This is a genomic window from Pseudomonas sp. H26/SER47-MNA-CIBAN-0231, assembly GCF_040310465.1.
In the GTDB taxonomy this organism is placed as follows: domain Bacteria; phylum Pseudomonadota; class Gammaproteobacteria; order Pseudomonadales; family Pseudomonadaceae; genus Aquipseudomonas; species Aquipseudomonas atacamensis.
In genome coordinates, this window is record NZ_JBEOPW010000004.1 from 302,105 (window position 1) to 328,197 (window position 26,093).

General features: G+C 61.0%; 19 protein-coding genes and 1 pseudogene. 2 read left to right on the plus strand and 18 right to left on the minus strand.

Annotation, left to right across the window (positions count from 1 at the left end; all coding sequences use genetic code 11):
• Positions 1–244: 244 nt before the first annotated feature.
• Positions 245–1,303, plus strand: a complete 1,059-nt coding sequence (nadA, locus tag AAEZ10_RS08840) for a quinolinate synthase NadA (protein ID WP_016773509.1) — start codon at positions 245–247, stop codon at positions 1,301–1,303.
• Between the two features lie 178 nt (positions 1,304–1,481).
• Here the strand turns inward: nadA and AAEZ10_RS08845 are convergent, their stop codons facing one another.
• The 12 genes from AAEZ10_RS08845 to arcD (AAEZ10_RS08900) all read right to left on the minus strand — a co-directional run bounded on the left by AAEZ10_RS08845 (position 1,482) and on the right by arcD (AAEZ10_RS08900) (position 16,242).
• Complete coding sequence (locus tag AAEZ10_RS08845) at positions 1,482–1,970, minus strand: RDD family protein (RefSeq protein WP_016773510.1); 489 nt, start codon at positions 1,968–1,970, stop codon at positions 1,482–1,484.
• 97 nt (positions 1,971–2,067) lie between these two features.
• Entirely contained in the window at positions 2,068–2,280 is a 213-nt protein-coding gene (locus AAEZ10_RS08850) for a cold-shock protein (RefSeq protein WP_003227496.1), read from the minus strand.
• Between the two features lie 403 nt (positions 2,281–2,683).
• Positions 2,684–3,808, minus strand: coding sequence for a glycine cleavage system aminomethyltransferase GcvT (gcvT, locus tag AAEZ10_RS08855; RefSeq protein ID WP_110646608.1), 1,125 nt, complete (start codon positions 3,806–3,808; stop codon positions 2,684–2,686).
• A gap of 110 nt (positions 3,809–3,918) precedes the next feature.
• Entirely contained in the window at positions 3,919–5,295 is a 1,377-nt protein-coding gene (locus AAEZ10_RS08860) for an L-serine ammonia-lyase (protein WP_073471995.1), read from the minus strand.
• Between the two features lie 202 nt (positions 5,296–5,497).
• Positions 5,498–8,350 (minus strand): aminomethyl-transferring glycine dehydrogenase, encoded by a 2,853-nt coding sequence (gene gcvP / locus AAEZ10_RS08865; RefSeq protein WP_350568823.1) that lies wholly within the window; start codon positions 8,348–8,350, stop codon positions 5,498–5,500.
• 11 nt (positions 8,351–8,361) lie between these two features.
• Positions 8,362–8,745 carry a glycine cleavage system protein GcvH gene (gene gcvH, locus AAEZ10_RS08870; protein WP_039758162.1) on the minus strand — a complete coding sequence of 128 codons (384 nt, stop codon included), beginning with the start codon at positions 8,743–8,745 and terminating at the stop codon, positions 8,362–8,364.
• A gap of 450 nt (positions 8,746–9,195) precedes the next feature.
• Positions 9,196–10,704: a transcriptional regulator GcsR gene (gene gcsR / locus AAEZ10_RS08875; protein ID WP_073472002.1), complete on the minus strand. Its 1,509-nt coding sequence runs from the start codon at positions 10,702–10,704 to the stop codon at positions 9,196–9,198.
• A 246-nt stretch (positions 10,705–10,950) separates the two neighbouring features.
• A complete protein-coding gene (locus AAEZ10_RS08880) occupies positions 10,951–11,313 on the minus strand; it encodes a DUF5064 family protein (protein WP_041479784.1) in 363 nt (120 codons plus the stop codon).
• 62 nt (positions 11,314–11,375) lie between these two features.
• Positions 11,376–12,305 (minus strand): carbamate kinase, encoded by a 930-nt coding sequence (gene arcC / locus AAEZ10_RS08885; protein WP_071173357.1) that lies wholly within the window; start codon positions 12,303–12,305, stop codon positions 11,376–11,378.
• Between the two features lie 138 nt (positions 12,306–12,443).
• Positions 12,444–13,454 carry an ornithine carbamoyltransferase gene (locus AAEZ10_RS08890; RefSeq protein WP_024014074.1) on the minus strand — a complete coding sequence of 337 codons (1,011 nt, stop codon included), beginning with the start codon at positions 13,452–13,454 and terminating at the stop codon, positions 12,444–12,446.
• Between the two features lie 68 nt (positions 13,455–13,522).
• Positions 13,523–14,779: an arginine deiminase gene (gene arcA / locus AAEZ10_RS08895; protein WP_016773516.1), complete on the minus strand. Its 1,257-nt coding sequence runs from the start codon at positions 14,777–14,779 to the stop codon at positions 13,523–13,525.
• A 35-nt stretch (positions 14,780–14,814) separates the two neighbouring features.
• Positions 14,815–16,242, minus strand: coding sequence for an arginine-ornithine antiporter (gene arcD / locus AAEZ10_RS08900; RefSeq protein WP_041479781.1), 1,428 nt, complete (start codon positions 16,240–16,242; stop codon positions 14,815–14,817).
• A gap of 439 nt (positions 16,243–16,681) precedes the next feature.
• On the opposite strand from arcD (AAEZ10_RS08900), the gene arcD (AAEZ10_RS08905) reads away from it, so the two are divergent.
• Positions 16,682–18,109, plus strand: a complete 1,428-nt coding sequence (gene arcD, locus AAEZ10_RS08905; RefSeq protein ID WP_122507699.1) for an arginine-ornithine antiporter — start codon at positions 16,682–16,684, stop codon at positions 18,107–18,109.
• A 194-nt stretch (positions 18,110–18,303) separates the two neighbouring features.
• On the opposite strand, the gene AAEZ10_RS08910 is transcribed toward arcD (AAEZ10_RS08905), so the two are convergent.
• The 6 genes and pseudogenes from AAEZ10_RS08910 to AAEZ10_RS08930 all read right to left on the minus strand — a co-directional run bounded on the left by AAEZ10_RS08910 (position 18,304) and on the right by AAEZ10_RS08930 (position 26,015).
• Positions 18,304–19,653 carry a CoA transferase gene (locus tag AAEZ10_RS08910; RefSeq protein WP_350568828.1) on the minus strand — a complete coding sequence of 450 codons (1,350 nt, stop codon included), beginning with the start codon at positions 19,651–19,653 and terminating at the stop codon, positions 18,304–18,306.
• Positions 19,654–19,843: 190 nt separating this feature from the next.
• Entirely contained in the window at positions 19,844–20,599 is a 756-nt protein-coding gene (locus AAEZ10_RS27885; RefSeq protein WP_371699605.1) for a methyl-accepting chemotaxis protein, read from the minus strand.
• A 102-nt stretch (positions 20,600–20,701) separates the two neighbouring features.
• Positions 20,702–22,045: pseudogene (locus tag AAEZ10_RS27890) on the minus strand (methyl-accepting chemotaxis protein); the annotation flags it as partial.
• 105 nt (positions 22,046–22,150) lie between these two features.
• Complete coding sequence (locus AAEZ10_RS08920) at positions 22,151–22,561, minus strand: YbaN family protein (RefSeq protein ID WP_071173352.1); 411 nt, start codon at positions 22,559–22,561, stop codon at positions 22,151–22,153.
• Positions 22,562–22,723: 162 nt separating this feature from the next.
• Complete coding sequence (locus AAEZ10_RS08925; protein ID WP_350568832.1) at positions 22,724–23,320, minus strand: biliverdin-producing heme oxygenase; 597 nt, start codon at positions 23,318–23,320, stop codon at positions 22,724–22,726.
• A gap of 109 nt (positions 23,321–23,429) precedes the next feature.
• Positions 23,430–26,015, minus strand: coding sequence for a TonB-dependent receptor (locus AAEZ10_RS08930; protein ID WP_350568834.1), 2,586 nt, complete (start codon positions 26,013–26,015; stop codon positions 23,430–23,432).
• Between the last annotated feature and the right edge of the window lie 78 nt (positions 26,016–26,093).

Sequence of the window (26,093 nt, forward strand, 5' to 3'; positions counted from 1 at the left end):
CCCACGAAAGTGAGGATTTCCGGGTTTTTTTTTGCCTGCAATTCTGGCATTCAATCTTTCATTGCGGCCCGATCTGACATAGGTCAGATTCATCTTTTGTATCAACGGGATATTCTGTAGCCTTGCGCAGCTTCAACGCTGTCCCGTGCCTGATGATACTCACTCTCCCGGCGGTACCCTCTAGTGGTCCGGAGCCGGGTGTATACTCGACTTTCGCGCGAATGCGCCTGCAGGTCTTGCGAACATGACGCAGATTTCCGAACGCCTTCTGGTTCAAGCCCACCTCGACGCCAAACAGCCGAAACCGCTGACGGCAGAAGAGGAGGCTTACTACCGTTCCGCCATCGCCGCCGAGCTCAAGGCTCAGGACGCGGTGCTCGTGGCCCACTTCTATTGCGATCCGGTGATTCAGGCCCTGGCCGAAGAAACCGGCGGCTGTGTTTCCGACTCCCTGGAAATGGCCCGCTTCGGCAATGCCCATCCGGCCAAGACCGTGGTGGTCGCCGGCGTCAAGTTCATGGGCGAGACGGCAAAAATTCTCAATCCGGAAAAACGCGTGCTGATGCCGACCCTGGAGGCGACCTGCTCGCTGGACCTGGGCTGCCCGGTCGACGAGTTTTCGGCGTTCTGCGATCAGCACCCGGAACGTACTGTGGTGGTGTATGCCAACACTTCCGCCGCCGTGAAGGCTCGGGCTGACTGGGTGGTGACTTCGAGCTGCGCACTGGAAATCGTCGAAAGCCTGATGGACAACGGCGAGACGATCATCTGGGGCCCGGACAAGCACCTGGGCACTTACATTCAGCGCAAGACCGGCGCCGACATGCTGCTTTGGGATGGTGCCTGCATCGTTCACGAAGAGTTCAAGTCCAAGCAGCTCGAAGACATGAAGGCGCTGTATCCGGACGCGGCGATTCTGGTGCATCCAGAGTCGCCGACTTCGGTAATCGAACTGGCGGACGCCGTCGGTTCCACCAGCCAGTTGATCGCTGCCGCGCAAAGCCTGCCGAACAAGACCCTGATCGTCGCCACCGACCGTGGCATCTTCTACAAGATGCAGCAGCTGTGCCCGGACAAGGTCTTTATCGAAGCGCCTACCGCCGGTAACGGCGCGGCTTGCCGCAGTTGCGCGCATTGCCCGTGGATGGCCATGAACACACTTGAGCGCACGCTCAAGAGCCTGAAAGAAGGCACCAACGAGATCTTTGTCGATCCGGCGCTGATTCCCCAGGCGATTCGCCCGTTGAAGCGCATGCTCGACTTCACCCAGGCAGCGCGGATGAAGCTGGCCGGTAACGCCTGAGTGAACCCCTTGTAGGAGTGAGCCCTGTGGTGAGGGGATTTATCCCCGTTGGGTGGCGAAGCCGCCCTAAATCAAACACCGCGGCATATCAGGGATACCGCGTGGGCTCCTTTACGACTGCTACGCAGCCGGACGGGGATAAATCCCCTCACCACAGGCCGACTCTTGAGTATGGAAATTATTTGCTCTTCTTAGGGATTCGCACCACACGGGTATCCGAATAGATGTCATGCCAGGTGCGCTTCTGCTTGTCGAACAGCGACCAGAAGAACCCCAGCCCGATACACAACCACGACGCGATCGACACCATAAAGCGCAACAGCGCCTGCCACAGGCTGATGGCCGTGCCGTTGGCGTTCTGCACGCGGATCCCCCATACCTGCATGCCCAGCGTCTGCCCGCCATGGGTCCAGAACTTGGCGAAGAAGCCGAACAACACCAACAGCAGCACCGTGGAGTAGAGTGGATCGCCATCGAGCTGGCCGGCATCGGTCATCACTCGCAGACGCTCTTCGCCAATGATCGCCGCCTGGATCAACTTGTAGATGAATCCGGTGACGATCAGCAGGGCGGTGCACAGCAGGAAGTCGTAGAACATCGCCGCCAGACGACGACCGAGAGCAACGGGAGGAAAGTCCCCTTGCGGCGTGAGCAGGTGTTTCGACATGGCAGCCTCAAGGCGTGAATGGAAGCGCCATTTTACGGATTAGCGCGCACAAAAAAGCCCCTGATATCAATATCAGGGGCTTTTTCGTATCAGAAGATCAGGCTTCTGCTTGTACTTCGTCAGCCTGCATGCCTTTCTGGCCTTGCACAGCAACGAAAGTCACTTTCTGGCCTTCTTTCAGGCTCTTGAAGCCGTTGCCCTGAATGGCGCGGAAATGTACGAACAGATCCGGACCGCTTTCTGGAGTGATAAAACCAAAACCTTTCTCGTCGTTAAACCACTTGACGGTACCGCTCTGACGTGTGGACATTTCTTATTTCCTTTGACGCATAAATTGATGACAGCCCCTTTCACATGAAAGAGTACTGGAGCTGGTTGCAAGGAGTAAGAAGACGTCGAGCGGGATGTAGCTAACTTGTAGGCTACTGCCCAGGTCACGATTCCAAGCTGACCCATGCAAACACAGTGGACAAACTCTACGCCAACTACGGGAGAAAAAACAAGCCCTGCGAAGGCCCCGGTTTTACTGCTCTTCGCGGAAATTAGACGGTTCACTAGTGCAGTCTTAGACGATTGTCTGGTTCAGTTTTTTGCAGTCGTTATAAGCAACGTTCATATTCGAAACAGATGTTAAAAAACGCACTGTTTTATGGCGATTGCGTTACACATTAGTGCACGCATAACGCAATCGCGTTACTTATAGAAACAGTCGATCAACCGCGATAGTAGCGTTGTGGAACAAATGGCATTTTGCTTACAAGCATTTGCACCTTTTTCCCACGGACGATGGCCCACACAGGTGTATCGAGCGCGACGTAAGCGGTGTCAAGGTATCCCATCGCCAATGGCCCGCCCAAGGTCGGGCCGAAGCCGCCACTGCACACGCTGCCGATGATCTCGCCGGCCTCGTTGACGATTTCTGCGCCTTCACGCACCGGGGTGCGCTCCTGTGGCAGCAGGCCGACGCGTTTGCGTGCCACGCCATTTTGTTGCTGCGCGAAGATCTGCTCGGCGCCCGGGAAGCCCCCGGCCCGTGCGCCATCGGCGCGGCGTGGCTTGGAGATCGCCCACAGGAGGCTGGCTTCGATCGGTGTGGTCTCGGTGTTCATGTCATGGCCGTACAGGCACAGGCCGGCTTCCAGACGCAGCGAATCACGGGCGCCAAGGCCGATGGCCTGGACCTCTGGCTCGGCGAGCAGGGCGCGGGCTAGTTTCTCCGCTTCAGCGGCCGGTACCGAGATTTCGAAACCGTCTTCACCGGTGTAGCCCGAACGGCTGACAAAGCAGTCCACGCCCAGCAACGACACGCGGTTGAACTGCATGAACGTCATCTTCGCCACGTCCGGCGCAAGACGCGCCAGCACGGTGACGGCTGCCGGACCTTGCAGGGCGAGCAGGGCGCGCTCTTCGAACAGCGCCGTAATGGTGCACTGATCGCCGATGTGTTTTTGCAGATGCGCCAGATCCTGATCCTTGCACGCGGCGTTGACCACCAGGAACAGCTCGTCATTGCCCAGATTTGCGACCATCAGGTCGTCGAGAATCCCACCGCTTTCGTTGGTGAACATCGCATAACGCTGCATGCCCACCGGCAGGTCGATGATGTCCACCGGCACCAGGGTTTCCAGGGCATTCGCCGCATTGGCACCGGTCAGGCGAATCTGGCCCATGTGCGAGACGTCGAACAACCCGGCTTGCTCACGGGTGTGCTGGTGTTCTTTCATCACGCCGAGCGGGTATTGCACGGGCATGTCGTAGCCGGCGAACGGCACCATGCGCGCGCCGAGTTCGAGGTGCAGTGCGTGCAGCGGGGTTTTCGAGAGTTGTTCGGTGGACATGCGTGGCTCCTTTGAATTTGGGTTGCGGGTGAGAGGCAAGATCAAGAGCCCCTCACCCCAGCCCTCTCCCGGAGGGAGAGGGAGCTAGTTACGTTTGGCTGAGTTCGTAATCAGCATTCGATAATGTTGACCGCCAGGCCGCCGCGGGCGGTTTCCTTGTATTTGCTTTTCATGTCGGCGCCGGTCTGGCGCATCGTGCGGATGACTTTGTCGAGGGAGACGAAATGCTGACCGTCGCCCCGCATGGCCATGCGCACCGCGTTGATGGCTTTCACCGAGCCCATCGCGTTGCGCTCGATGCAAGGCACCTGCACCAGACCGCCGATCGGGTCGCAGGTCAGGCCGAGGTTGTGTTCCATGCCGATTTCCGCAGCGTTCTCGACTTGCTGCACGCTGCCGCCGAGCACTTCGCACAGAGCGCCGGCCGCCATCGAACAGGCCACGCCGACTTCACCCTGACAACCGACTTCGGCGCCGGAGATCGAAGCGTTTTCCTTGTAAAGAATGCCGATCGCGGCAGCGGTCAGCAGAAAACGTACGACACCGTCGTCATTCGCCCCGGGGATAAAACGCATGTAGTAATGCAGCACCGCCGGAATGATGCCCGCCGCGCCATTGGTGGGCGCAGTGACCACGCGCCCGCCGTTGGCGTTTTCTTCGTTGACCGCCAGTGCATAAAGATTGACCCAGTCGAGCACCGACAGCGGATCGCGCAGGGCCGATTCCGGGTTCTTGCACAATTGCCGATGCAGCGCCGCCGCCCGGCGTTTGACCTTCAAACCGCCCGGCAAGATACCTTCGTTACGACAGCCAGCAGCGACGCAGTCCTGCATCACCTGCCAGATTTTCAGCAGGCCGGCACGGGTTTCGGCTTCCGGGCGCCAGGCGCTTTCATTGGTCAGCATCACCTGGCTGATCGACAGCCCGTACGTAGCGCAATGACCGAGCAAGTCCTTGGCGCTTTTGAAAGGGAAGGTCAGTGGCGTTGCATCTTCGACGATGCGATCGGCACCGGCGGCATCTTCATCGACAACAAAACCACCGCCAACCGAGTAGTACTCGCGACTGCGGATCTGAATCCCCGCCGCATCGAAGGCGCGAAAGATCATGCCGTTGGGGTGATAGGCCAGCGGCTTGCGGATCATCGCCAGATGTTCTTTCTCGTTGAACGCAATGCTGTGTTCAGCAAGCAGATTCAGCCGGCCATTGCCGCGAATTTCCTGCAGGCGCGCGGCGACGGTTTCGGTGTCGACCGTGTCCGGGTGCTCGCCTTCAAGGCCGAGCAGCACGGCTTTATCGCTGCCGTGACCTTTGCCGGTAGCACCGAGCGAACCGTACAGCTCGACACGCACGCTGGCGGTGCTGGTCAGCAGGTTTTCGCGGCGTAAACCCTCGGCAAAGCGCGCAGCGGCGCGCATCGGGCCGACGGTGTGGGAACTGGAGGGACCGATGCCAATCTTGAACAGGTCGAACACGCTTAACGACATGAGTGGTTCTCCGGTTTCTTGTTATAGGGATTGGCTGATTTTCGGGCTTAGCACATTCCCTGTGGGAGCGAGCTTGCTCGCGAAGGCGCAGTGTCAGTCACATCGAGGTTGGCTGACCTACCGCTTTCGCGAGCAAGCTCGCTCCCACAGGGTTTTGTGGTGTTGTGAAGAAAGGGGCGGGCGAACCCGCCCCCTCATTCCATTAAGCGTAGCTTTCGATCGACGGGCAGGCGCAGACCAGGTTGCGATCGCCGAAGACGTTGTCGACGCGGCCGACCGGCGGCCAGTATTTGCCTTCGATCAGCGACGCGACCGGGTACACCGCTTGCTCGCGGCTGTATGGGTGGGTCCATTCGCCAACCAGTTCCGCTGCGGTGTGCGGGGCGTTTTTCAGTGGGTTGTCTTCCTTGTCCAGTGTGCCGTTTTCCACTGCGCGGATTTCTTCTCGGATGCGGATCATCGCGTCACAGAAGCGGTCCAGTTCTTCCCTGGATTCGCTTTCGGTCGGCTCGATCATCAGCGTGCCAGCGACCGGGAACGACATGGTCGGCGCGTGGAAACCGAAGTCGATCAGGCGTTTGGCGACGTCATCGACGCTGATGCCGCTGCTGTCTTTCAATGGACGCAGATCGAGGATGCACTCGTGCGCCACCAGGCCGTTGCTGCCGGTGTAGAGCACTGGGTAATGCTCTTCGAGGCGACGGGAAATGTAGTTGGCATTGAGGATCGCCAGTTGCGAAGCGCGTTTGAGACCAGCGCCGCCCATCATGCGGATGTACATCCAGGTGATCGGCAGAATGCTTGCGCTGCCGAACGGTGCCGCGCAGACCGCGCCTTCCTTGCGTTCCATCTGGCCGTGGCCCGGCAGGAACGGGGTCAGGTGCGATTTGACGCCGATCGGACCGACGCCCGGGCCGCCACCGCCGTGCGGGATGCAGAAGGTTTTGTGCAGGTTCAGGTGCGAAACGTCGCCGCCGAACTTGCCCGGTGCGCAGAGGCCGACCATGGCGTTCATGTTGGCGCCGTCGATGTACACCTGGCCGCCGTTGTCGTGAATGATCGCGCAGATTTCGCGAATGCCTTCTTCGAACACGCCGTGGGTCGACGGGTAGGTGATCATCAGCGCGGCGAGGTGTTCGCGGTGCTCGATGGCTTTGGCACGCAGGTCTTCGATGTCGACGTTGCCACGGGCATCGCACGCGGTGACGACCACACGCATACCAGCCATTTGCGCGGTGGCCGGGTTGGTGCCGTGGGCCGACGACGGGATCAGGCAGATGTCGCGGCGCTCATCGCCACGGCTCTGGTGGTAGGCGCGGATCGCCAGGAGACCTGCGTATTCACCTTGTGAGCCGGCGTTCGGTTGCAGCGAGATCGAGTCGTAACCGGTGGCGGCGCAGAGCATCGCTTCCAGCTCATCGGTCAGTTGCTGGTAACCGGCGCTTTGTGCGGCCGGGGCGAACGGGTGCAGCGCACCGAATTCGGCCCAGGTCACTGGGATCATTTCGCTGGCGGCGTTGAGTTTCATGGTGCACGAGCCCAGCGGGATCATGGTGCGATCCAGTGCCAGGTCCTTGTCCGCCAGTTTGCGCAGGTAGCGCATCAGCTCGGTTTCCGAGTGATAACGGTTGAACACCGGGTGGCTGAGGATCGGCGACTGGCGCACCAGCGCAGCAGGAATGGTGCTCTGCACCGAGGCGGCCAGCGCAGCGAAGTCCGGCAGGGTCTTGCCGTCGGCGAACAGGCCCCACAGGGTTTCGATATCAGCCTGAGTGGTGGTTTCGTCGACCGACAGGCCCAGACGTTGAGCGTCGATCACACGCAGGTTGATCTGCTGAGCGTGCGCCTTGTCGTGCAGCGCGGCGGTGTGCGCGCCGGTGGCAACGGTCAGGGTGTCGAAGAAGTTTGCCTGCTCGACTTGAGCGCCCAGCGCGGTCAGGCCCTTGGCCAGAATCGCGGTCAGGTGATGCACGCGGTTGGCGATCTGGGTCAGGCCTTTCGGGCCGTGGTAAACGGCGTACATGCTGGCGATGTTGGCCAGCAGCACTTGGGCGGTACAGATGTTCGAGGTGGCCTTCTCACGGCGGATGTGTTGCTCGCGGGTCTGCATCGCCAGACGCAGCGCTGGCTTGCCGAAACGGTCAACCGAGACACCGACCAGACGGCCCGGCATGTCACGCTTGAACGCATCTTTGGTGGAGAAATAAGCGGCGTGCGGGCCACCGAAGCCCAGCGGCACGCCGAAGCGTTGCGCCGAACCGATGGCGACGTCGGCACCGAATTCGCCCGGTGCGGTCAGCAGCGTCAGGGCCAGCAGGTCGGCGGCCACGGCCACCAGAGCGTTGGCGGCGTGGAAGCGCTCGGTCAGCTCGCGGTAGTCGAATACATCACCGTTGCTCGCCGGGTATTGCAGCAGCGCGCCGAAGAACGGCGTGACGTCAGTCAGTTCGCGCTCATCACCCACAACCACGTCAATACCCAGCGGCTCGGCACGGGTGCGCAGCACGTCGAGGGTTTGCGGGTGGCTGTGGATCGAGGCGAAGAACTGGTGGCTGCCCTTGTTCTTGCTCAGGCGTTTGCAGAAGGTCATGGCTTCGGCAGCGGCGGTGGCTTCGTCGAGCAGCGAGGCGTTGGCGATCGGCAGGCCGGTGAGGTCGCTGATCATGGTCTGGAAGTTCAGCAGCGCTTCGAGACGGCCCTGGGAAATTTCTGGCTGGTACGGGGTGTAAGCGGTGTACCAGGCCGGATTTTCCAGCAGGTTGCGCAGGATCGGCGACGGCGTGTGGCAGTTGTAGTAGCCCTGGCCGATGTAGGTCTTGAACAGCTGATTCTTGCCGGCGATGGATTTGATCATCGCCAAGGCGTCGGCCTCGCTGAGGCCGTCGTCCATGCCCAGCACGCTGGTGCCCTTGATGCTTTCCGGGATGACGCTGGCGCTCAGGGCTTCGAGGGAATCGAAGCCGAGGCTGTTGAGCATGGCTTGCTCGTCACCGGCGCGCGGGCCGATGTGACGGGCGATGAATTCGTTGGCGGTGCCGAGATTGATGGCGGTCATGGGGTAATTCCTCAGGCTTCGGCTTGGGCTTTGATCAGACGGTCGTAAGCGTCCTGATCGAGCAGTTTGCCGACAGCGGCGGCGTCGCTTGGCTGAAAGCGGAAGAACCAGCCTTCGCCCAGCGGATCTTCGTTGACCAGCTCAGGAGCGTCTTGCAGCGCCGGGTTGACTTCCAGCACGTCGCCATCGAGCGGCATGTACACGCCGCTGGCGGCTTTCACCGATTCCACGGTGGCGGCTTCAGCGCCTTTTTCGTAAGCCTGCAGCTCAGGCAGTTGCACGAACACCACGTCGCCCAAGGCGTTCTGCGCGAATGCGGTGATGCCGACAGTGACACTGCCGTCGGCTTCGGTGCGCAGCCATTCGTGATCTTCAGTAAAACGCAACTCGCTCATGGAAACTCCTCAGGGGCCAGACTCGTCTGGTGGACGCGGTGGAAAGCTTGGGGCAGAAGCCCTCTATAGATGAGGAGGCAGGTAGCAAGAATGCGGCCAAGGTTGATTTATCTATATAAATCAATGGCTTGGATTTTTCAGGTAGGTGTCGGCAGGTTGCGCCCGTAGCGAAATCGCTACAGCTTTGGGCGAGGAGAAAAGCTTAATCGGATCAAAGCGTTGCGCAGCGCTGGTCGCAGGCGGGTGTAGCGATATCGTTCCGCTGTAGCGCTTTCGGTACAGGTGGAGGTCGTTTTTGGACGGATTTCGAATCCGCCATAAAACCCTGCGGGAGCGAGCCTGCTCGCGAAGACGGTGTATCAGGCGCCAGCTATTTTGCTGATATACCGCTTTCGCGAGCAGGCTCGCTCCCACATCGGGAATTTTCCTGCAATAGGGATGCGCGGTGAGTCAGGGTTTATTGGGAATGCCGTATTTGCGCAGGCGATGGGCGATAGCGGTGTGCGAGGTTTGCAAGCGGCTCGCCAGTTGTCGGGTCGAGGGATAGCTGACGTAGAGCTTTTCCAGTAGCTCTCGTTCGAACGATTCGACCGCTTGCTCCAGGCTGTCGACATCGGTATCGGCCTGGCGCGCCACGGAAGTGCCGGCGATGTCGAGGTCGCCGATATCGACCAGGCTGCTCTCGCAAATCGCCGCTGCGCGAAAAATCACGTTCTGCAATTGCCGCACGTTGCCCGGCCAGCGATTGCCGAGCAGCGCCGGATAAGTGCCGGGCGCCAGGCGGCAGACCGGGCGCTGGATCTGCGCACAGGCCTGCTGCATGAAATAACGCGCCAGCAGCAGGATGTCCTGACCGCGTTCACGCAGCGGCGGCACTTCGACGTTGAGCACGTTGAGGCGATAGAACAGGTCTTCGCGGAACAGGCCTTCGCTGACCATTTTTTCCAGATCGCGGTGCGTCGCGCTGAGGATGCGCACGTCGACCTTTACTTCCCGATCACCACCGACGCGGCGGAAGCTGCCGTCGTTGAGAAAACGCAGGAGTTTGGCCTGCAAGTACGGCGACATCTCGCCGATTTCATCGAGAAACACCGTGCCCTGGTTGGCCAGTTCCATCAGCCCCGGCTTACCGCCACGCGCCGCGCCGGTGAAGGCGCCGGGGGCGTAGCCGAACAGTTCGCTTTCGGCGAGGTTTTCCGGCAGCGCTGCGCAGTTCAACGCCAGAAAAGGAGCACTGTGCCGCGCACTGATCGCGTGACAGGCGCGGGCCACCAATTCTTTGCCGGTACCGGTTTCGCCCTGAATCAATAGCGGTGCATCAAGGGCGGCGACCCGTTGCGCACGGGCCTTGAGTGTGCGGATCGCCGGAGACTCGCCGAGCAGGGCGTCGAAGCCTTCGGCGTGATCGTGGTGCAGTGCCGAGAGTTGTTCGCCGATGCGATTTGGTTGATACAGGGTCAGCAGGGCGCCGGCGTCGGTGATCGGCGTGGCGTCGAGCAGCAGGGTCTGGCCATTGACAGTGATTTCGCGCAGCGGCAGGCGAAAGCCGTTTTCCAGCAGGGTGTCGAGCAGACCGGGATCGTTGAACAGCGCCGAGACACTTTCACCGGCCGGTTCGCGACCGTACAGGGCAATCAGCGCCGGGTTGGCCAGCAGCACCTTGCCTGCGCTGTCGAGGGCTAGCACTGGGTCGGTCATCGCTGCGAGCAGGGCATCGAGCTGCAAGTGCCGGCGCTGGCCGGGGAGGATATCGACTACGGTCACCGCTTCCACGCCGAGCACGCGAAACAGCGCATCTTTCAGTTCTTCGAGCACTTGCGGGCTGAGGGTCGGCGCGTCGATGTAGACGTTCGGCGGGATCATCTCCACCGCATCCAGATTGAGATTGCGTCCACCGAGGATAGCCAGGACTTCCTGGGTGATGCCGACGCGGTCGATGAAGCTGACGTGGATACGCATGGGGGCGGTTCAGTGATCTGCAGAGCGGAGGGGGGCAAGTATGCCTTAAATCAAAAGCCCCCTCACCCCAGCCCTCTCCCGGAGGGAGAGGGAGCCGACCGAGGTGTCTGGGGTTATGCATCGACCTGAAAGTACCGGGCGATTATGGATTCAGTGATGCAGGATCAGGTCGACGCAATGCTGCAGCATCCCCCAATCGGTTCCCTCTCCCTCCGGGAGAGGGCTAGGGTGAGGGGCTTTTGATTTTTATTCGAAATGCTCGAGGTTCACCGGATCCCCCGACTGCATATTCAACTTCTGCCGAATGTCTTCAAACATCAGATCGTAATGCTTGTGCACCGAACCGATCTGGCTGTGGGTCTTGGGTATGCCGTACTTCTCGGCGATCCGGGTCACGTCGCGGGCGAAGTTGTAGGCCTCTTCCTTGGGCAGGAAAAACGCCTCCTTCATGTCCTTGCCCTGCATGCTGCCGTGCAGGGTGAACTGAATCCCTTTGCCTTTCTGCGGATCGGTGAACACTTCATAGTCCAGATGCACGTTGTAATTGACGTCATCGTCGGTCAACGCGTGCCGCTCGATGTGCAGATGACCGGGTTCGAACTGGGCCATTGAGCTACTCCTTTCAAGGCATGGAAGCGGAGCAGGCCTTGAGCCTGCCCCGGCGTTTATTGTTATCGGTAGCTGATCCCCGGCTTCGCCGTGCTGACCCGCGTACCGGCGGTGCCCTGGACGATGGCTTCGATATCGGCCAGCGAACCGATCACCGCGACCTTGCCAGTATGGCGCGCGAATTCGCAGGCTGCCTGCACCTTCGGCCCCATTGAGCCGGCAGCAAAACCAAGGCGCTCAAGTTCGTCCGGGTGGGCTTCGGCGATGGCTTTCTGGGTGGGTTTGCCATAGTCGACAAAAGCCGCGTTGACGTCGGTGGCAATCACCAGCAGGTCGGCTTCCAGTTGCTCGGCAAGCAACGACGAACACAGATCCTTGTCGATCACCGCCTCGATGCCTTTGAGGTTGCGCTGCTCGTCGTACATGGTCGGAATGCCGCCGCCTCCGGCGCAGATGACGATGCTGCCCTTGTCCAGCAGCCACTTGATCGGGCGGATTTCGAAGATGCGTTTCGGCCGTGGACTGGCGACGACGCGGCGGAACTTGTCGCCATCGGCAGCAATTGCCCAGCCTTTCTCGGCGGCGAGTTTTTCCGCTTCGGCTTTCTCGTAGACCGGGCCGATCGGTTTGGTCGGGTTCTTGAATGCCGGGTCGTTGGCGTCGACTTCGACCTGGGTCAGCAGGGTGGCGAACGGCACTTCGAAGTCGAGCAGATTGCCCAGTTCCTGTTCGATGATGTAGCCGATCATGCCTTCGGTTTCAGCGCCGAGCACGTCCAGCGGGTAGGGGGTGACAGAGGTGTAGGCCGCCGCTTGCAGCGACAGCAGACCGACTTGCGGACCATTGCCGTGGGCGATGACCAGTTGGTTGCCGGGATGGATCTTGGCGATTTGCTCGGTGGCGATGCGGATGTTGGCGCGCTGGTTGTCAGCGGTCATCGGCTCACCACGGCGGAGCAGGGCGTTACCGCCCAGGGCTACGACGATACGCATGGTGCATGTCCTTTTCGTATTGATCGTTCCCACGCTCTGCGTGGGAATGCCGCCACGGACGCTCTGCGTCCGCTGTGACGCAGAGCGTCACGGGATGCATTCCCACGCGGGAGCGTGGGAACGATCATCTTCAACCAGTCAGAGATCAGCCAGTGTCGAAACCAGAATCGCCTTGATCGTGTGCATGCGGTTTTCCGCTTGCTCGAAGGCGATGCAGGCTGGCGACTCGAACACGTCGTCGGTCACTTCGATGCCGTTTTTCAGGTGCGGATACTGCTCGGCGATTTGTTTGCCGACCTTGGTGTCGCTGTTGTGAAAGGCCGGCAGGCAGTGCATGAACTTGGTACGCGGGTTGCCGGTGGCTTTCATCAGGTCGGCGTTGACCTGATACGGCAGCAGCTGCTGGATGCGCTCGGCCCAGGCTTCCACCGGTTCGCCCATCGATACCCAGACATCGGTGTGAATGAAGTCGACGCCTTTGACCGCTTCTTTCGGATCTTCGGTGAGGGTGATGCGTGCGCCGCTTTCCTCACCGTATTTTTTGCAGCGCGCCACCAGATCGTCCAGCGGCCACAGTGCTTTTGGCGCGCAGATGCGCACGTCCATGCCGAGCTTGGCGCCGATCAGCAGCAGCGAGTTGCCCATGTTGTTGCGCGCGTCGCCCAAATAGGCGTAGCTGATTTCATGGATCGGCTTGTCAGCGTGTTCACGCATGGTCAGCACGTCGGCGATCATCTGGGTCGGGTGATATTCATCGGTCAGGCCGTTGAACACCGGCACGCCGGCGAACTTGGCCAGCTCCTCGACGATTTCCTGTTTGAAGCCACGGTACTCGATGGCGTCGTACATGCGCCCGAGCACGCGGGCGGTGTCCTTCATGCTTTCCTTGTGGCCGATTTGCGAGGAGTTCGGGTCGATGTAAGTGACGTTGGCGCCTTGGTCATAGGCCGCCACTTCGAAGGCGCAACGGGTACGGGTCGAAGTTTTCTCGAAAATCAGGGCGATGTTGTTGCCCTTCAGGTGTTGTTGCTCGGTGCCGGTGTATTTCGCGCGTTTCAGATCGCGGGACAGGTCGAGCAGGTAACGCAGCTCACGTGGGGTGTGGTGTTCCAGGCTGAGCAGGTTACGGTTGTGAATGTTAAAAGCCATGATGGATCTCCTTGGGTTTCGGTTATCCCCTTGGCCGCGCTCGATAAGTCGCGGCGAAGGCTCAAAGATCAGTAATCGATCGGGTCGCGGATGATCGGGCAGGTCATGCAGTGACCGCCGCCACGGCCCCGGCCGAGTTCGCCGGCGCTGATGGTGATGACCTCCACGCCAGCCTTGCGCAGCAGGGTGTTGGTGTAGGTGTTGCGGTCGTAGCCGATGACCACGCCCGGCTCCATCGCCACCACGTTGTTGCCGTCGTCCCATTGCTCGCGTTCGGCGGCGAAGCTGTTGCCGCCGGTTTCCACCACGCGCAGTTTCGGCAGATTGAGCGCCGCAGCGACGGTGTCGAGGAAGCTGCCTTCTTCGCGGCGGATGTCGATGCCACCCTGTTTGCTTTCGTCAGGACGCAGGGTGAAGGCGACGATCTGGTTGACCACTTCCGGGAAGATCGTCACCAGGTCGCGGTCGCAGAAGCTGAACACGGTGTCCAGGTGCATTGCTGCGCGGGACTTCGGCAGGCCGGCGACGATGACTTTTTCCACCGCTTTGTTGTTGAACAGGTTCAGCGCCAGTTGGCCGATGGCCTGCCGCGATGAACGCTCGCCCATGCCGATCAGCACCACACCGTTGCCGATCGGCATGACGTCGCCGCCCTCAAGGGTGGAGTTGCCGTGATCCTTGTCCGGGTCGCCGTACCAGATCTCGAATTCGGCGTTGGTGAACTGCGGATGGAATTTGTAGATGGCGGTGGTCAGCAGGGTTTCCTGACGGCGCGCCGGCCAGTACATCGGGTTCAGCGTCACGCCCCCGTAGATCCAGCAGGTGGTATCGCGGGTGAACTGGGTGTTGGGCAGCGGCGGCAGGATGAAGCTGGAGTGGCCGAGGAAATCGCGGAACATCTGGATGGTCTTGCCACCGAAGCTGTCCGGCAGATCATCGGCCGAGACGCCGCCAATCAGGAATTCGGCGATGTGCCGTGGCTCGAGGCTTTTCAGCCAGGATTTCACTTCGCTGATCAGGCCCAGGCCCACCGAGTCGGCGGTCACCTTGCGCTCAAGAATCCAGTCCAGCGCTTCGGGAATGGCGACGATGTCGGTCAGCAGGTTGTGCATTTCCACCACGTCGATGCCGCGCTCGCGCATCTTGGTGACGAAGTCGAAGTGATCGCGCTTGGCCTGCGCCACCCACAGCACGTCATCGAACAGCAGTTCATCGCAGTTGTTCGGGGTCAGCCGCTGATGGGCCAGACCTGGGGAGCAAACCATGACTTTACGCAGTTTCCCGGCTTCGGAGTGGACGCCGTACTTCACTTTTTCCGTGGTCATTTCTGTGTTCCTCCAGATGACAATTCAATCAGGGGTTACAGCGTCAGGAAGCCATCGTAGAGACCGTAGGCCGCCACCACGGCGCCCACGACCACTGCGGCGAAAATCAGCTTCTCGACGTTGGTGAAAACCGGTTGTTTGAGTTCCAGCTTGGCCTTGGCGAACAGGATTGCGCCGGGCGCGTAGAGCAGGGCCGACAGCAGCAGGTACTTGACCCCGCCGGCATACAACAACCACACCGCATAGATCAGGGCGATACCGCCGATGATCAGATCCTTGCGCCGCTCGGCGGCGAAGCCTTCGTAGCTCTCGCCGCGCACCGCCAGCAGCAGGGCATAGGCCGCTGACCACAGGTACGGCACCAGAATCATCGAGGTGGCGAGGTAGATCAGCGACAGGTAAGTGCTGGCCGAGAACAGGGTGATGATCAGGAACACCTGCACCATCGCGTTGGTCAGCCACAGGGCGTTGACCGGCACATGGTTGGCGTTTTCCTTGCGCAGAAACTCCGGCATGGTGTGGTCTTTGGCGGCGGCGAACATGATCTCGGCACACAGCAGCACCCACGACAGCAGCGCACCGAGCAGCGAGATGATCAAGCCGACGCTGATCAGCACCGCCCCCCAGTGACCGACCACATGCTCAAGCACGGCGGCCATCGACGGGTTCTGCAGTTTCGCCAGTTCCGGCTGGGTCATGATGCCCAGCGACAGCACGTTCACCAGCACCAGAAACAGCAGCACGGTGATGAAGCCGATCACGGTGGCCTTGCCGACGTCCGAACGTTTCTCGGCGCGGGCAGAGAAGATGCTCGCGCCTTCGATGCCGATGAACACCCAGACGGTGACCAGCATCATGTTGCGCACCTGGTTCATCACACTGCCCAGATCGGGGTTTTTCACGCCCCAGATGTCGGCGGTGAAGATGTCCAGTTTGAACGCGAAGACCGCAATCAGCACAAACAGCAGCAGCGGTACGACCTTGGCGACGGTGGTCACCAGGTTGATGAACGCCGCTTCCTTGATCCCGCGCAACACCAGGAAATGCACGCCCCACAGCAGCAAGGACGCGCCGATCACCGCCGCCGGGGTATTGCCTTCGCCGAAGATCGGAAAGAAATAGCCGAGGGTGCTGAACAGCAGAACGAAGTAGCCGACGTTGCCCAGCCAGGCACTGATCCAGTAGCCCCAGGCCGACGAGAAACCCATGTAGTCGCCGAATCCGGCCTTGGCGTAGGCGTAGACCCCGCCGTCCAGGTCAGGCTTGCGATTGGCGAGGGTTTGAAAGACAAATGCGAGGGTGAGCATGCCGACTGCGGTGATGGCCCAGCCGATCAGCACTGCACCGACGTCGGCGCTGGCGGCCATGTTTTGTGGCAACGAAAATATCCCGCCACCAATCATTGAACCGACTACCAGTGCAACCAGTGCACCGAGTCTTAGTTTTCCGGGCGCTTCAGACATTTGCATGACTCCATTGCAGGAAAGGAGAGCTCACAGCCTAGTACTGTTGTCTGTTCGAACAGCTGACATGGATCAGTGCATGGTCACATTCCATTGTTAATGAATGACTAGTGCGCCCGTTGCGGGCATAACGCTGTAGCCCCAAAGGCCCATTCCAGAGCCGTTTCGCTGAGGCAGTCAAGAATAGCTATTAATGCTTTCGAACTATGACGCTAGTTGCTTTTCAGCGTTTGGCAAATGTCGGTCATCTTTTCGCGGTGCAGAATTGATTAATCAGGATCAGCGCACAAAACTGTCTTAAACGTGATAAGCGTTATCGTGGTCGGCTATATATAACGGGTGCGAGATTCGGCATTACCTGATAAACGTCATCTACCCTTAGGCTTTTAGTCAGGTGTTGTTACAAATAAACAACAACGGCTCTTTCAAGGAGATCTGCATGTCGCAACCGACGCAAAAGCTGCGCCTTGGTGCGTTGATCGCGCTGGTGGTGGGGTCGATGATCGGCGGGGGGATTTTCTCGTTGCCGCAAAACATGGCGGCACGCGCCGATGCAGGGGCGATCCTGATCGGTTGGGGCATTACTGCGATAGGCATGCTGACGCTGGCGTTCGTCTTTCAGACCCTGGCCAATCGCAAGCCGGAGCTGGACTCAGGCGTCTACGCCTACGCCAAGGCCGGGTTCGGCGATTACATGGGTTTTTCGTCGGCGTGGGGTTACTGGATCAGCGCCTGGCTGGGCAACGTCGGCTATTTCGTCTTGCTGTTCAGCACCCTTGGCTATTTCTTCCCGGTGTTCGGTCAGGGCAATACGCCGATCGCAATCGGCTGCGCCTCGGTGCTGTTGTGGGCGGTGCATTTTCTGGTGATGCGCGGGATCAAGGAGGCGGCGCTGATCAACCAGTTGACCACCGTGGCCAAGGTTGTGCCGCTGATCATGTTCATCGTCATCGCTGCCGTCGCGTTCAAGGCTGACATCTTCACCCGCGACATCTGGGGCCGCAGCAACCCGAACTTCGGCGGGGTGATGGATCAGGTGCGCAACATGATGCTGGTCACCGTGTTCGTGTTCATCGGCATCGAAGGCGCCAGCGTCTATTCGGCTCGCGCAGAAAAACGCAGCGACGTCGGCCGCGCCACGGTGATCGGTTTTCTCGGCGTGCTGGCGCTGCTGGTGCTGGTCAACGTGCTGTCGCTGGGGATCATGAGCCAGCCGGAACTGGCCAATCTGCAAAACCCATCACTGGCAGCGGTGCTCGAGCACATCGTCGGGCCGTGGGGTGCGTTGCTGATCAGCGTCGGGCTGGCGATTTCGCTGTTGGGCGCGTTGTTGTCATGGGCCTTGCTGTGCGCGGAAATCCTCTTCGCCACGGCCAAAGACAAAACCATGCCGGCGTTCCTGAAGAAGGAAAACAAGAACCACGTGCCGGTCAACGCGCTGTGGCTGACCAATGTGATGATCCAGATTTTCCTGCTGATCACACTGTTCTCGGCGGGTACTTACACCAGCCTGATCTATCTGGCCTCGTCGATGATTCTGGTGCCCTATTTATGGTCGGCCGCCTACGCGGTGCTACTCAGCGGGCGCGGCGAAACCTACGAACACGCCTCGGCCGAGCGCACCAAGGATCTGCTGATCGGCGGCATCGCCCTGGTTTACGCGGTGTGGCTGTTGTATGCCGGCGGAGTGAAGTATCTGCTGCTGTCGGCGCTGCTGTATGCGCCGGGGGTGATTCTGTTTGCCAAGGCCAAGCATGAACAGGGGCAGCCGGTTTTTACCACGGTGGAGAAAGGGATTTTTGCCTGCGTGGTGATCGGGGCGGGGCTGGCGGCGTATGGGTTGTATAGCGGAGTGTTGTCGTTGTGATCTGAAAAGCAGCCCCTCACCCTAGCCCTCTCCCAGAGGGAGAGGGGACCTACCGAGGTGTCTGGTGCTATACATCGACCTGAGCGATCGAGTCGATTATGGATTCGACGAAAATCTTTCACGTCGGCGTAACTCTCCAATATCCCCCAATCAGTCCCCTCTCCCTCTGGGAGAGGGCTAGGGTGAGGGGCTTCTCATGGCCAACACGGAGGATGCGAGCCCAACTCCGTCGCCGGCCAATCCCACCGCACCGCCGTCCCGCGGATCTGCAGCGGCACGCGCAACCTCCGCGCCGGCCCCCACGCGGTCTGTTCAATCGCCGGATCCTGATCCAGTGCGTCTTCAGCCCGCAGCGGATCAAGCATCCCCGGCCCATGCTCGACCAACAGCTTCGCCGTCCGTGCCAGCGACAACCGCGCCGAGCCCCCGCGACCGTTGGCCAGTCGTTCAGTCAGCAACCTGAGCGCACTCGCCGCCATCAGATACCCGGTCGCATGATCCAGCGCCTGCACCGGCAGCGGCGTCGGTTTATCGCTGTGCTGCCAGCGCTGTCCGGCCTCGGCGATGCCGCTGCTCATCTGCACCAGGCTGTCGAAACCGCGGCGGTTCTGCCAGGGGCCGCTCCAGCCGTAGGCATTGAGGCAGACGTCGATCAGCCCCGGTGCCAGTTGCCTTCGGCGTTCAATACCAAACCCCAGATGTTCCAGCGCATCGGCGCGGTAGCCGTGCAGCAGAATGTCGGCGTCTTTCAACAGGCCTTCAAACACCGCGCGATCCGCAGGAGCCTGCAGATCCAGCCGCGCACAGCGTTTGCCCACGGTCATTTCCGGGACCACACCGGGTTCGTTCCAGCTCGGTGGATCGATCCGCAAGACGTTGGCGCCCAGCCCGGCGAGAAAGCGGCTAGCGGTGGGGCCGGCGAGCACGCGGGTCAGGTCGAGCACCTTGATCCCGGCCAGAGGCCGTGCGATCGAGCCTTGCCATGCAGTGCGTTTCTCGTCCGTCCGCTCAATGAACTGCACCAGCGCTTCGGCATTTACCGCCAGCCCTTGCGGTTGCTGCTGCCATTGCGCCCAACTGCGCATTTCGGCGGCGCAACCCTTGGCCTCGACCACCGCCTGTTCAAGATCCGTGCTGCCCCACTGCGCAACTTTCGCCGCCATCGCCGCGCGGTCGGCGCAGACCCCCAGCACGCGTTCAGCGGCGGCGCGGTGATGCGGGGCGTTGGTGTGCAGACGGATCCAGCCGTCCCGGGTCGCATAGTCGCCGGCGATCGCATCCCATAAGGGCGGCACCTGCCAGCCGATCGGGCGCAGCGAGGTGGAGAACCACAACGAGGCCAGACGGCGGTCGACTGCAACCGCAGGCAAGAGCCCGGTTTGCTGGTGAAGCCATTCGCTGAGCGCTTGGCCGGCAGCGGCGACGCTGGCGCAGGCCAGTTCAGTGACGGCGAACGCTGAGGGCAGGGCGCCGTCACTGGTGAAGGGGATCGGCGTGTGGGGCAGGTCGAGTGCGGTTTGGATGGACGTGAGCAGATCAGTCATCGAAGGCCCTCCGGAACGAGAGGGCGATGATAGTGCAAAACATAACCGGGCTGGATTGAGGATCGTTCCCACGCTCCGCGTGGGAATGCCGCCCGGGACGCTCTGCGTCCCAATCGAAAGCTGGAACGCGGAGCGTCCCTTGATGCATTCCCACGCAGAGCGTGGGAACGATCGATAGGTGGGGTAGCGGCTAGACGCGAAACTGATCCATCAACTTCATCTGCTGGCTCGCCAGGCTGTTGAGCTGGCTGCTGATCGCTGCCGATTCGGTAGCCTGTTCGGTCAGGGTTTCGGTCACGGTGCGAATCGCCGAGACGTTGCGGTTGACCTCTTCGGCCACTGCGCTTTGCTCTTCGGCGGCGCTGGCGATCTGCAGGTTCATGTCGCTGATCACCGTCACCGCGTCGCTGATCTTGCCCAGCGCATCAACGGCCTGACGAATCTGCCCGGCATTGTTGTGCGCCTGGGTCTGGCTCGAATGCATGGTCGCGACCACGCCACGGGTGCCGGTCTGAATGCGCTCGATGACGATGCGGATTTCTTCCACCGAATCCTGCGTGCGCTTGGCGAGGTTGCGCACCTCGTCGGCGACCACGGCAAAACCGCGACCGCTTTCGCCGGCGCGGGCGGCTTCGATGGCGGCGTTGAGGGCCAGGAGGTTGGTCTGTTCGGCGATGCTGCGGATTACTTCCAGCACCGAACCGATCTGCTCGCTGTTGACCGCCAGCGCTTCGACTTCGGTCACCGCCTTGCTGACTTCATCGGCCAGCTGATTGATGTCGCGGGTGCTGCGCTCGATGATCGCCATGCCGTCCTTCGCCGACTGATCGGCACCCTTGGCGGCGTTGGCGGCGTTCGAGGCACTGTTGGCGACGTCGTGGGCAGTGGCGCTCATTTCGTTGGAGGCGGTGGCGACCTGATCGATCTCGCGGAATTGCACCTGCATGCCTTCGCTGGTCTGGCGGGCAATTTCCGATGACTGATCGGCCGTGCCGCGCGCTTCGGTGATGCTTTGTTTGATCTGCGCGATGGTCGGCTGAAGCTTGTCGAGGAAGCGGTTGAACCAGTTCACCAGTTCGCCCAGTTCGTCTTTCTTGCTGTAGTTCAGGCGCTGGGTCAGATCGCCTTCGCCGCTGGCGATGTTCTTCAGCATCTCGGCGACGCTGTTGATCGGACGGGTGACGCCGGAGGCGGTGAGCCAGATCAGCAGCAGGCCGACCAGACCGGCCACGCCCGCCACCAGCAGGGCAGTGATGACGCCGGTTTGTTGCGCGTCATCCAGCACCGCTTGAAGTTTCACCGAGTCGGCCAGCAGCACGTGCTCGGGCAGGTCGATGACCACGCCCCAGGCGCGCGAATTGCCGATCGGGTCGACCGGGTAAACCGCGCGAATCAGGTCGCCCTGTTCGAGGATTTTCGCCGTACCGCTGCCGACCAGTTGCAATACATCCTTGCCATCGGCGCCGAGGGTGTCGCCGATTTTTTTGCCGACCCGCGTCGCGTCAGCACTGTCGGCCGCCAGCACACCGCTGCCGGAGACGATCAGCATGTGCCCGGCGTTGTTGAACAGGCTGCGCTGCGAGTCGACGGCGGCGGCTTGCAGGGCGTCGAGCGCGATGTCGACACCGACCACGCCGATCGCTTTGCCATCCACCAGCAGCGGCACGGAAATGGTCGTCATGAGCATTTCCTTGCCACCGACGGTGTCGGCATACGGGTCGAGCAGGCAGGTGCGTTTGTTGTCGCGAGGGCAGGTGTACCAACTGTTGTACGGCGTGCCGCTGACGCTGAGGGTGGTTTTGGTCAGGTCGTCTTCGACCATGATTGTATTCAGCGCGGCGCCGGCGGCACGGCTCCAGTACGAGGCGAAGCGCCCGGCTTCGTTGGACTGCCGCGCGGCATCGTTGGCGAATTCGCTGTCCTTGCCGTCGAGGCCGTTGGGTTCGAAGGCCAGCCAGATGCCAAGGACTTTATCGTTGCGCTCGAAAGCGGTTTTCAGACTTTGGTTCAACTCTTCACGAACAGCGCCGGCTTCGAGCGAACGCTTGGCGGCCATCGTCCGCAGATCCTTGATCTGATCGGCGAGGGCGGTGACCACGAGCAGGCTTTCACCAAAGGTTTTCTGCACCCGCACCGCTTGCTCGGCGGCCTTGGCCTGCAACAGGTTCTGCACGCTGGCGGTGAGCAACTGGTTGCTGGATTGACTGACCAGTTGGTCGTTCTGGTTGGTCTGATAGATGTTCATGCTGACGATCAGCACCACCACTCCGAGCAGGCACAGGCCGGAGAGCAGGACGATTTTCAGGCGAATGGAAAGAGAGTCGAACATGGGGCGATCTCGCGAATGGAATAAACAGGTGGCTGGGCCGGGAGCCCGGTTTGCCAAATCCATTCAGCGCCATTCAATCCTCATCGGCGTCGAGCGAGACGGCATGAGGCGCTTGCCGACGGACGGTCGCTGCTAAACGTTTGCGCAGGGGAAAGTGCTGAAAAGGCTTTAATTACAAGGATGTTTCACTACCGCGACGGGCGTCTCCGGACGCGACCAGATCCACAGGTTGCCCAGGCCCATGCCGGCAATCGCCAGATAGATCGGCCAGCCGTGATCGAGCATCACCAGCATCAACGTCGCACACAGCAGCATGCTGACGGTGGCACTGAGCTTGGCCTTGCGCGCGATGATCCTGCCGTTGCGCCAGTTACTGAGGATCGGCCCGAACAGGCGGTGATTTTCCAGCCAGGCACTCAAGCGCGGCGAACTGCGGGTCGCGGCCCACGCGGCGAGGAGGATGAACTCGGTGGTCGGCAGACCGGGCACGACGATGGCGATCAGGCCAATGCCGAGGCTGACATAGGCCAGCAGGCCGAACAGCAGACGGGCGAGTTTTGATGGGGCAGGTGCGGGCATGGGCTCAGCGGCGGCTTCTGAAGCGGAACGGGGATCTTACAGATTTGTGGTGAGCTATGTGGGAGCGAGCCTGCTCGCGAAAGCGGTTGATCAGGCACATTGATGTTGAATGTGCTGCCGTCTTCGCGAGCAGGCTCGCTCCCACAAGTGATAAGAGTTGCTTCAGGCCACTGCGGCTTCTATGGCATAAGCCCGTTCCAGCAGCACGGTAAAGCGGTTGAACGCATCCAGTGCACCTTGCTCAACTTCCGCCTCTTCCTCTGCCGTGAACGGCAACGCATCGAGGGTGCGCACAAAGCTTTTCCAGCCCTCGGCGCGACCACCTTGCGGTTCAGCCAGATGCCGGGCACCGAAGCTTTCGCTCAACTCCAGCGCCACCGCGCGCTTGATCAGGAACGCCGCGCCGAGCTTGGAACCCTCGGAAACAAAGATCCAGCCCAGCGCCCGCGCCTTGCTCGGGTTTTTCAGCGCACCGGCCACCGGCGCCGGGACTTCGGTGTCGAGGTCGGCGAGGTCAGCCTTGGCGGCTTCGGCGCGGCAACGGGCCGGCAGATCCGGGACGATCGCGGTCAGTTCGGCATCGTTGTACAGCTCGACCAGTTCCGCCTGGAACAGGTATTGCGCGACGACGAAACGGGCGAAGCTGGCGCGGGTTTCGAATGGTGCGTGGGCTTTGACCAGGGCATCGAGTTTGCTGTGCGGCTCGTGGGTGATCTGGTTCAGGCGTTGCGAACGCAGGGTTTTGTCCGGGGCGGTCATGGGGTGTCCTTGATAAATGAGGCGCTTGATAACAAGACGTACGGGCGGGCGGCGGACAGTAAAAAAACCTCACTGCGCAGCGATAACACGCGCAGTGAGGCCGGGCGGATCAGATGTCCCAGATCAGGTTGATCGCGAAGTTGCGTCCCGGTTGGGTCAGCCGATCGAGGTTGGCCGGTTGCGTCACCGAGGCTTCGCCGACGCTGTCGTAACCGCGCACGTCATCCCACAGCCAGTACTTCTTGTCGGTCAGGTTGTAGACGCCGCCGCTGACGGTGACGTCGTCGGTCACCTTGTAATAGCCGGCCAGATCGAGAATGCCGAAGCCCGGGGTCTTGAACTGACTGCTGACGCCGTCCGGCGACTTGAAGTTGCTGTCGTCGACGCGGTCCTTTTTCTTCACCACGGTCCAGCTCAGCAGACCGCCATAGTTGTCCTGGTCGTAACCGAGACCGAACACGCCGGTGAGCGGGTTGACACTGTTGATCGGCTCGCCGCTGTCGTTGTTGCGCCCGTAGGCGTAGGCGATCGAGCCTTGGGTATACAGGCCTTGCGGCGCGCCGAACGCGTCCAGATTCAAGCGACCTTTGACTTCTGCGCCCTTGATGGTGGCGCGCTTGATGTTGTTGCTCTGGAAGGTCAACTGATCGTCGCCCGGCTTGACCGCGTCCTCGTTGATGAAGTCGCGGTACTTGTTATAAAACACCGCGACGTCGAACGAACCCTGCTCGAAATTCCCGCGCAGGCCGGTTTCGAAACCTTTGCTCTTTTCCGGCTCGAGGTCGGAGTTGGGCGCCACGGTGTAGCCGGTGGTGTTGTTCTCGAAACGCCCGTACAGGGCTTTCGCCGTCGGCGTGCGGAAGCCTTCGGCGTACTGGCCGTACCAGGTGTAGTTGTCCGTCAGTGCATAGGTCAGGCCGAATTTTGGCGAGACTTTGTGCCAGGTCTTGTTCTTGTCGCTGACCGTGCCCTGGCCGTCGGCATTCACGGTGTTGAGGAATTCCTCGGTGATGTGCGGCTTGAGCTGGGTGTAGTCGTAGCGCAGACCCGGCAGGAAGGTCCAGTCGTTCCAGCTGATCTGATCCTGGGCGAACAGGCTGTAGGTGTTGATGGTCGGATCGGGGAAATCAGAGGCCTTGGCCAGCACGTCCGCCGCACTGGTCGCGCCAATCGCCGTGCAGCCGCGACCGACGGCCACGCAGGTGCCGTCGCCGCTGCGTGAACCAGTGACTTTCTGCTGTTTGATCGTGGTGCCGTAAGTCAGCAGGTGATCGGTGTCACCGATGGCAAAGGCCTTGTCCAGTTGGGCATCGAACACCCACTGTTTTTCTTCGTAGATCGTGTCGCGGGTACGCAGCACTTTACGGGTGATCGGGTAGTACAACTCCTCGGTGCTCTGGTCGGTCTTGGCGATCTGGTGGTTGAGGCTCCACTTGACGTTATCGACCAGCAGGCTGTCGAGGGCGAACGAGTGTTCGATACCGAAACGCTCGCGGGTGATGGTGTCGTTGCCGGTGCGCCACTGGTACATGCCGCCGGGCAGGACGCTGCTCGGAATGGTCGGCGCGCCGTTGAAATACGGGCCGCCGTAGGCGCTTTTCTGATCGGTGTCGCGATCATCCTTGTACTTTTCGTAGGTCAGGCCCAGGCGCGAATCGTCGTTGTAGTTCCAGCCGAGCTTGGCCAGGACGTTGCTCGCGCGCACGTCTTCCGGGTTGGCGGCGGTGCGCGCAAGGCCGGTGCTGTTGTTGCCGCCGAAGGACTCGGTTTCGTGACCGTCGCGCTGGCTGTAATGCAGCAAGCCGTCGAACTCACCGCTGCGGCCAGCGACGGTGGCGGATTTCAGCCAGCTGTCGTCGGCGGAGCTGTAACCGCTTTTCAGGCGCGCGCCGACATCCTTGCCCGGTTTGATGATGTCGTCGGCGTCCAGCGTGTAGTAACTGACCGCGCCGCCGATGGCGTTGCTGCCGTACAGCACCGAGGCCGGGCCACGGAGGATCTCCACGCGCTTGACGATTTCCGGGTCGACGTAGTTGCGCTGGCTCTTGGCGTAGGGGCCGTTGAAGAAGCCGTTAGGGATCTCCACGCCATCGACTTGAGTCAGGATGCGGTCGCCGTCGATACCGCGAATGTTGTAGCCGCTGATGCCGCCACGCTGACCGGCGCCGCCAACGGAAACGCCCGGCTCGTAGCGCACCAGATCCTTGATGGTGTTGACGTTGTTGCGGTCAAGCTCTTGGCGATCATGCACGCTGACCGTCGAGGGCACGCTGTTGACCGACTGTTCCTGGCGAGTGGCGCTGATGGTCACCTGATCGAGATTGAGCGTGCCGCTGCTGTTGCGTTTTTCCAGCACGACATTGTTGTTGCTAAGTTTGCGGAAGCTCAGGTTGGTCCCCACCAACAGGCGCTCGAGGGCTTTCTCCGGCGGCAGCGAACCGCGCACGCCCGGCGACGAGACGTTCTGCCCCAACTCGGCCGGCAAGCCGACCTGCCAACCGGTCACGGCGGTAAAGGCATTCAATGCCGAAACCAGTGGTTGCTGGCCGATGGCGAAGGCGTAATCGCCCATGTTGCGCGCCGGTTGCTCGGTGGCGGCGAGCAGCGGTGCGGTGCCAGCCATGAGGATGGCCGCAGTCAGCAGCGACAGTACGCGGGAAGGGGAAGCAGTCTGGCGGGTAAGGCGTGAGGACATCGATAGCGCTCCGTGTCGCACGAATCTTTATAGGTGCTGATCGGCATGGTTAGATGCGAATCAATTGCATTGGCTATA